Raw genomic sequence first — 7,439 nt, forward strand, 5'->3', positions numbered from 1 at the left:
TGCCGTCTGTCCCACGTGGAATTACACGCTCTCGCCGCGAACTTGAATTGGCAAATAGTTGCCTGCCAAGCCCTAATGCCTGACGAGTGTGTTCGCTACTCTTCGGCGGAAGGAGCCCGGCTTCAGGCTTGCTTCGCCATCCGGATCTTGAGGGCGTCCCGGATGTGATCAAGTTCATCTCGCAAAGCCTCGAGATGGTCTAACAACTCAGCGTCCGTCAACTCGGCGTATGACAACTGGTCGGGTGAGGGAGGACGGGTTCGCTGGGGCGAGACCTTGGCCAGAGAGTGGATCTTCTCAACAGTGCTAGAGCCGATACCGGGAGTGCTCAGCCAGTACGTGTCGGGGATGCGGGCGACTTCCCGAATGGTTGGGCAACGGCCTCCAAACTCTTTCAGGATTGCGGTTCTGACAATCGCAGAGAACTGATCAAGGGGAAAAGGAGCATCCGAAAGCATTCGGGTCCTGCATAATAAATATGTGAGTCGAAAAGCAAAGTAATATTCAATGGGATGGACTATCGCAGACAAATTTTATTTGAAAAGGACTTAGTATACTTTGGAGACGTCTAATAATTCATACGGGTTAAGTCTAAATGAGTATTAGTAGGAGTCAAACAAGAATTTAATGATTACGATGAGACAGCATGCCTGACGATCTCCGCTCGCCGATCAAGCACCATCTGGTGCTGCACCGGATCGACCCAGAGCAGGGCATCCAGCGTTTCTACTCGCTGATGATCGAGCGGGATCTGTTCGGGACTGTGCGCTTGGTGCGCAACTGGGGCCGGATCGGCAGCAACGGGCAGGAGCTGGTCGAGGTATTCCCTAACGAGCTTGAGGCCGGCCAGGCCCTTGAGGCAATCGCCAAGGCGAAGCGGAAGAGGAGGTATCGGGACCTCTAGCTTGGCAATTAACCAAGGTGGCCTAATATATGACGCGAATCCCAGGAACAGAGGAGCAAGTGGGAATGGATGAGCGTCGTTCGAGCAAACGCTGGCCTACGGCTCTCAAGGCGCGGGTCGTGTTCAACAACCGCCGCTCGGTCCTCGACTGTACGGTGAGGGACCTCTCTGAAACAGGAGCCCGCATCTACTTTGCCGATATCTCCGCCATCCCGCCCGAGTTCGACCTTGAGGTCCCGAGCCGAGGCATCCGGGTGCGAGCATTCCGGATGTGGAGCCGCGGAGCCAATCACGGCATCATGTTCCTGGAACAGCTGAAAGTCCGGCCCGATCTCGCCGCCCGTACGATAGCCGCGTGAATCCGTAGCCGCGGCTACGGATTCTTTACACCAGCCGGAACAGGATGCCGGCACCGGGCGCGTAGCGTATCAGCCCGATCAATCTCCAAGCCCCCAAGGATGGAGCGACGCCCTGGCTGAGGGTCCACGACTCCCCTCGGCTGGGGCGTTTCTTTGCGCGCATGGGGCCGCGCGTAATTCGCGTAACACCCGTTCTGAAAAGCCGCTCAGCCTTGGACGTGAGCCGACGCAGACCGCGCCGGTGGGGATGAGGCGCGCAACGGCCGGTTTCCTCTGCGGAGTGAGGCCGGGGCGGCGCTCGAGAAGATGGCCTAGGCGAAGCGGCGGCGTGGGTATCGGGATCTGTAGCTATGACTGTGGTATAGTGCCTTGATCAGGAGGTGGACCGGAATGGCGCGCATGCGATGGACGTATGTTCCGCCTGCTCTGTATCTTGCCCTTGCCCTGTATGCCTGGATTGACTTCACCCGCACGGCGCATGACGGCTTGGCCAATCTCGGGCTGATGCTGGTGACCTTGCCCGTGACGGCCCTGGGGCTGCTGCTCACTTGGGCACTGGGCAGGATCGAGTTCGTGCTAATTCCGAGCGGACTGGGCTACTACACTGCCCACGCGATTTACTTCTGGCCCGCTGCCCTCCTGACAGCAGCTCTGCTCTATGGCGTCTGCTCAGCCCTGAACTGGCTTTGGCGGCGGGGGCTGCGCAGTGGGCGGCTTGGGCCAAGCGCCGGCGAGGCTATCGCGATCTGTAGAACGAGGCCATGCAGCTCGTGCGGGTGGGGAACGCGGTGGGGACGGGGCCACAAACGGCCCGGTTGCTCTCGGGAGGATGGCGGAGGCGCCGTCCGCCATACCGGCAGCAGAGGCGGATTTCGCGGAAGGCCGTGTATGGAACCGCTCTGAAGCAAGCAGGGATTATTTACCTTGAGTAAGGCTTTGTGCATATCCCATTGGATCATACCTGACAGCATGAGCACCCGCATGAGAGTACTTCGCGCCGCCCTCGGTGCGGTAATGGCCTTGACGTCGGCGGCACTTGCGCTTGAGGTGACGCTCGACGGCAACGTCTTCGTGGTGCCCGACGGCAGCACCCTGACGATGGGAGGAACGGCCGTCGGCCTGTCCAGCGTGCAGGCCGAAGCCAACGCGGTCCGCTCCAGGAGGCCCGGGGAGTCCGTAGCCCTGCTGAAGGCCTCGCCTCCTTCCGAGATGCATCCCTACATGCTCCTTCTGCGTGGTGCGGCGGATAAGGATGTCAGGACCAGCTGGCGCTTCAGGGCCCGGACGTCTGCGGTTCTGACTGGCGGCATCGGCAGGGTCACGATGACCATCGACAAGGACGATCCGGTGCGCCGCTATGTGGTCGAGACCGGCATTGGCCATGCACCAGTGGCCGACGTGTACTGCGGGGATGGCGACAATTTCTGCACCGTCGCGGCGGATCTTCCCGACAACCATGTCCTGTTCTGGGGCAGGGTCAGTTTAGAAGAGGGTGACCTGCCCGGGATGAAGGCGGCCGTCGTGAAGATCATCGGTGACGCTCTGCCGAACGGCTACCAGGGGATGTCCAAGCCCTAGGTCGCACCACGTACGGATTGGAAGCCTCCCAACCGTATAGCGATTTCGCATAATCGTTTGTATGGAACGGGAACTCTATCCGAGGTAGCTCAAAGGCTCGTTTGCGAGTTCATCCCTTCGAGCAGAGGTTGAACCGGACTGGCGTTCATATGGCAGGGGCATCGGGGATGGAGGCTATGATGAACAACATAGTTTTGACGATACTCGCGGCTGGAGCGTTCACAGCCCTGACGCTTCCCGTTATCGCTCAGAGCAAGCAGCCTTTCGAGCCCTATGAGATCCCGGTGCCTGGCGGTAGTCCTCTCACCTACACGATAATCGACGCACGGCGCGTCGGGAAAAGTCAGTTCGATGTCATTACCCGCTCCACGGGCGAGACATCAGGCGATCTCTATGTGCGACAACTCATCGACTGCACCCAGAAGCGCTTCCAAATCCGGGCTGAGTCCGACACCCTCGAAGGACTGAAGACCAAGACTGTATCTCGAGATTGGCTCCAAGTCCGTCCCAGCTTGCGCACCTACGCGGCAGTCTTCAAGGGAGCTTGTGAGAGGCTCATCTTGCTTAAGCTCTGAGTCACGGAGTCACGTGCGCGTGTGAGCGATGGTTTAGGTATGAACGGTTCGCATAACGCCCTGTATGGAATGAGGTGGACGCCTGCTGGTTCAGATACCTATGCCCAATACGACATTGAACACGAAGCTGAAGATGAAGCTATCCAGAGCGAGCTTGTACATGGCGCGTTTCCTCAATCCGACGGCTTTCCGGCCATCTGACAACCTGGATCATGGTTAACGGGAATTTACGGCCTGCGGGAAGGCACCATTCGGGTGTGCGGCTTGAGCAAGAGAATTAGGTCTTTGGACCAGTAGAGATTAGGTCTTTGGACCAGTGTCGTGGGCTATACGACGGTACCATCTCGATGCGTGCGAAGGCCGTGTAATTTCGCATAACACCCAGTATGAAACGACACGTCTCATCTGGGAGCAATCTCGCGCCAGCGATGGATTACACGGCGTGTCGCAACGTCGAACGCCCAGAAATGTCCCTGGAACGGTTGGTCAGCTGTACGGGTGATTGGTATCCCGAGATACTTGCAGAGAAGCAACGTCCCAACACCACCATGGGCTACAAACCCGATGCTCTCACCCGAGAAGCCCTGAAGTATGTCATCCACAGCAGCAGCCACTCTGGCTTGGGCATCAACCGCACGCTCCCAGCCTCGCACGCTCTCCTCCGGCCTCGCGAAGAATGCATCCGCCATCCGGTCAAACTCCGAAGGTGGAAGAAATCCGGTCGCACTGCGATCATTCTCATGCAGCCCGTGGTGTACGCCAACGGGAAGTCCGAACTGGCCCGCCAGGATGCCGGCGGCTTCAATCGCTTTGGTTTCGGTGCTCGCCCAAACGGCAGAGAGTCTGCCCAGATCAGCCTGAGAGGCAAAAGCCCGCATCCGATGAACACCCGTGTCCGATAGATGCCACTGAGGGACGGGGGTGTTCGGATCAACCACAACTTCAGGGTGGGTGATGAAGTAGGCAGCGCTCACGCGGACCTCCGAAAAGAGGTGCAGCGTAGCCTGCAAAGGCCGTGACTTCACTTCCCCTAGAGGATGAATTCGCAGGAACGCATTGATCAAAAGCGATTATGGCGGGCGGCGAGCATGGCAAAAGCTACTCCGAGGAGGGCGCCCGATGCCTTCACCACACCATCCGGCAGGCGACCATGGCGGCCCGGAACAAGGTTTTGGGCGACTTCCAGGAAGCCTACGATCCCGACCAGCAGCACAAGGATGTGGAGGCGGTGTTTCGGGTAGCCGAGGCAAAGCGCGGTTCCAATGGCTGCAAAGGCCACAAACCGCTCCAAGCTGACCGGTGCCGCAGTGATAGGCCGAAACTCGATAGGCGAGAGGGTAAAGACCGCAATGGCCAAGACCAGCAGCCAAGCGATCCAGCGGAAGAAGCTATTGGGTGTCATGGGGAGCGGTTTAGCCGATTGCGCCGGAACTGTGCATGGCTCTTTTGGGCTTCTGATGCCCCATATAAAGGCCGCGTAATTTCGCATAAGCCGCAGTATGAAACCTGATTTTGCGTATTCGCGAAGTCTCCCCGCCGGCTTATGGGACGCTGTCGCGCCTATTCAGTAAAACGCGCTTCGAACAGGCCTTCGGCAGGGGCGCGAATACTGGCGAAAACTTTCCTCTAGAAAGCGCAAAGTCGCCACGGTTCGAGCCGCTAATCAAGCCGGTTGTCGATCCTTGTACCCCTGGCAACCTCCCCTTCACTCCTCCCTTTGCATCCTGCTCCCTCTCGGCCTCCGGCGGGGGACCTTTTTATGGGGCCGGCATGACAGGATCGTCGGGCGAACCGGATGCAGATCTCTTGGGATGACGTGAACCGTACGCAGAGAACAGGTCCCCATTTCGCCGCGAGACTGGGGATCGACGTGTTTATTTCGCAGAGAGCCATTCAGAACTGGAGGGCGGATCCAGCGGGGTGTCACAACATCGTCGTGATCTCGACCAGCCTCGGGAAGATCTATGGTCTCGGGATCTTTGAGCCATCCCAAACAGATTAGGATCTAGGGCAACAGAAAGGCCTCCTTGTCCGGGGTTGACAGGCAAGAAGGCCTCATCTGCTCGGAGACTTCTGTATCAGAAGGTTGATCACCTTCATGACCCCAACTCGTCCGGTCCGGTTGCGTTTCAGCTTGGCACAAGAAAAAGCCCCTCACGATGGGGTGTGAGGGGCTTAAGAGGTCAAGGGGTTGAAGGGGATCCTTGAGCCGAGTTAATGCGGCCAGCTTGGCGTTGTTCCCGTCTCTTCCATCCCTCCGCGGCTCGGCCTGGTGCGAGCTGATTCCTCCACAGGAAACGAGACTTGCTCGAGAACGGCCGGGGTATCCTTCCTACACATTGTTGATTCACGGGGGAGCCGATGACGGGTGCGGGCGATAATCTCATTGAAATTACCGCCCGCGCCCTGCTGCGCGAGCGGATCGAGGCCACGCCCTGGTTTCGCATCAGGATGAGCCAGGAACAGCGTCGGGCGGCCATTGAGCGGGAGGTCGAGGCCTATTGGCACCTGTTCATTGCCGACGCGGCCGAGCGACTGCTTGGACCTGGCGACGCGAGTCCGCACGCCAAGCATTAGCTCTAGGGAAGCGGCCAAAGAAAAAGCGCCCCACAAGGGAGCGCTTCGAAGGTGCCGGCCGTGGGGGCAGAAGAGGCCGGTGGTGCAGATCAATGCCCTTGTGCCGCTTTGGTTCCATCGAGGGTGAACTTTTTCAATGAGGGACCGGTGCATGGAAGCTCTTGGATGAGGCCAGATAGTCTAAGTAAATATACCAAGTACCGGCTGCTGAGGAATCAGCTTACAGAGCAAGCATTGATCAAGGAATTTTCAAAAACGACAAATTTCCCAAGATTAACTTCCTGATCCGTGGGGGCAGATACGGGTAAAAGGCCGCGAACTTGGGGATAAACCTGAGCGCGGCTTTTTTGTTTTGTATTCAAATCATAACACGTCGCCTCCCTGTGCTTGCCAATACAAACTTGGCTGTATTGAGAGCATCCGGCGCTTCTACTCCCTCATGATCGAGCACTATCTGTTCAGGATCGTGCGCGTGGTGCGCAACTAGGGACGTGTATGGCACCAGTAGGCAGAAAAGGGTCGAAATCCATGCCAACGAAACCGCGGCGGGGCAAGCGCTGGAGGCTGTCGCTCAGGCGAAGCGGAGGAAGGGATACCGCGATCTGTGATTGCCAAGGATTGGCCCCATTGGGCGAATAGCCCAGGAGCATGGCTGAACAGAAAATGACACGTGGGCTAACGCGTCAATCGGCTATGCCGTGAAGTGGTAGTTGCAATGACAGAGCGTATGTTACGACTGCGATGAGCTTGTGCAGCAGTTGACGTTCCTGCGGCCTAAGGTCGGCGAGCATGAGTTCGAACAAATGGCCCTGGGCCTCGCAAAGCTCGTCTACGGAGAAGAACTCGTCTACAAAGAGGTTGGAAATTCGCGTCAGGAAGAAGGAATCCCGCCGCTTAATAAGCAAAGACAGCATCGGAAGTTCATCGTATTCAATCTTTCCTATGACAACAGGGTTGCTCTTGGCCTTGTTGTCAATGCCGACCACCAAGTCGTATGACATAGGGAAGCCTCGCTCACGAGTCTTGCTTTCTCTTAGGTTCCACAAAATCACCTTCCAACTCTCTTGGACTACCAAGGTAGTGCCGCAAGCAGTGGGCAATTTCGTCAAAGATTTCTTCTTTGGGGCGATTGGTTTCTCGACTGATTGCATCGCTTAGGTGGCCGACTGTGTCAGCCAAGAGTCGTCCCCACTGAGCCGGTTCGTCCTGCCATACCCAGGAGGATAGGGCGACCTGCAGTTCACCGTCGACAATCCAACCACGCAGCATTTCAAGCGAGTCTGGATCCCGCTCGGCGTCAGGCGGGTGGGGCAGCGTTCTCATGCTCTTGGTTCCTGAAATGGACTGGGTCATTTGCTTGTGAGGTTTTGTAAGCGATGTTCTCAGGCCACGGCCTTGAGGTCCGGCGTGGTGGCATAGGCCCACGGCAGCAGATCATCGATCTGG

At 57.7% G+C, this 7,439-nt stretch carries 11 protein-coding genes; 6 read left to right on the forward strand and 5 right to left on the reverse strand.

Annotated elements, in window-relative coordinates:
• Positions 1–122: 122 nt before the first annotated feature.
• On the reverse strand, positions 123–458 hold the full coding sequence (locus ILT44_RS29395; protein WP_204243153.1) for a hypothetical protein: 336 nt from the start codon (positions 456–458) through the stop codon (positions 123–125).
• Positions 459–646: 188 nt separating this feature from the next.
• Here ILT44_RS29395 and ILT44_RS29400 point away from each other — a divergent pair, with 188 nt between their 5' ends.
• The 5 genes from ILT44_RS29400 to ILT44_RS29420 all read left to right on the forward strand — a co-directional run bounded on the left by ILT44_RS29400 (position 647) and on the right by ILT44_RS29420 (position 3,617).
• Positions 647–904 carry a WGR domain-containing protein gene (locus ILT44_RS29400; protein WP_204243154.1) on the forward strand — a complete coding sequence of 86 codons (258 nt, stop codon included), beginning with the start codon at positions 647–649 and terminating at the stop codon, positions 902–904.
• Positions 905–969: 65 nt separating this feature from the next.
• Positions 970–1,263: a PilZ domain-containing protein gene (locus ILT44_RS29405; RefSeq protein ID WP_204243155.1), complete on the forward strand. Its 294-nt coding sequence runs from the start codon at positions 970–972 to the stop codon at positions 1,261–1,263.
• A gap of 981 nt (positions 1,264–2,244) precedes the next feature.
• The gene (locus tag ILT44_RS29410; RefSeq protein WP_204243156.1) at positions 2,245–2,841 is read left to right on the forward strand and encodes a hypothetical protein; all 597 of its coding nucleotides are present in this window, start codon (positions 2,245–2,247) and stop codon (positions 2,839–2,841) included.
• Between the two features lie 179 nt (positions 2,842–3,020).
• Positions 3,021–3,416: a hypothetical protein gene (locus ILT44_RS29415; RefSeq protein WP_204243157.1), complete on the forward strand. Its 396-nt coding sequence runs from the start codon at positions 3,021–3,023 to the stop codon at positions 3,414–3,416.
• Between the two features lie 21 nt (positions 3,417–3,437).
• Positions 3,438–3,617 carry a hypothetical protein gene (locus ILT44_RS29420; protein WP_204243158.1) on the forward strand — a complete coding sequence of 60 codons (180 nt, stop codon included), beginning with the start codon at positions 3,438–3,440 and terminating at the stop codon, positions 3,615–3,617.
• A 200-nt stretch (positions 3,618–3,817) separates the two neighbouring features.
• On the opposite strand, the gene ILT44_RS29425 is transcribed toward ILT44_RS29420, so the two are convergent.
• Together ILT44_RS29425 and ILT44_RS29430 are read right to left on the reverse strand one after the other, a co-directional pair.
• On the reverse strand, positions 3,818–4,390 hold the full coding sequence (locus ILT44_RS29425) for a histidine phosphatase family protein (protein WP_204243159.1): 573 nt from the start codon (positions 4,388–4,390) through the stop codon (positions 3,818–3,820).
• Between the two features lie 86 nt (positions 4,391–4,476).
• Positions 4,477–4,818: a VanZ family protein gene (locus ILT44_RS29430; protein WP_204243160.1), complete on the reverse strand. Its 342-nt coding sequence runs from the start codon at positions 4,816–4,818 to the stop codon at positions 4,477–4,479.
• Positions 4,819–5,777: 959 nt separating this feature from the next.
• On the opposite strand from ILT44_RS29430, the gene ILT44_RS29435 reads away from it, so the two are divergent.
• Positions 5,778–5,993 carry a hypothetical protein gene (locus ILT44_RS29435; protein ID WP_204243161.1) on the forward strand — a complete coding sequence of 72 codons (216 nt, stop codon included), beginning with the start codon at positions 5,778–5,780 and terminating at the stop codon, positions 5,991–5,993.
• A gap of 683 nt (positions 5,994–6,676) precedes the next feature.
• Here the strand turns inward: ILT44_RS29435 and ILT44_RS29440 are convergent.
• On the reverse strand, positions 6,677–6,994 hold the full coding sequence (locus tag ILT44_RS29440) for a hypothetical protein (RefSeq protein WP_204243162.1): 318 nt from the start codon (positions 6,992–6,994) through the stop codon (positions 6,677–6,679).
• A 13-nt stretch (positions 6,995–7,007) separates the two neighbouring features.
• Positions 7,008–7,316, reverse strand: a complete 309-nt coding sequence (locus tag ILT44_RS29445; protein ID WP_204243163.1) for a DUF5076 domain-containing protein — start codon at positions 7,314–7,316, stop codon at positions 7,008–7,010.
• Between the last annotated feature and the right edge of the window lie 123 nt (positions 7,317–7,439).

This window comes from Microvirga arvi (genome assembly GCF_016892765.1).
Lineage (GTDB): Bacteria > Pseudomonadota > Alphaproteobacteria > Rhizobiales > Beijerinckiaceae > Microvirga > Microvirga arvi.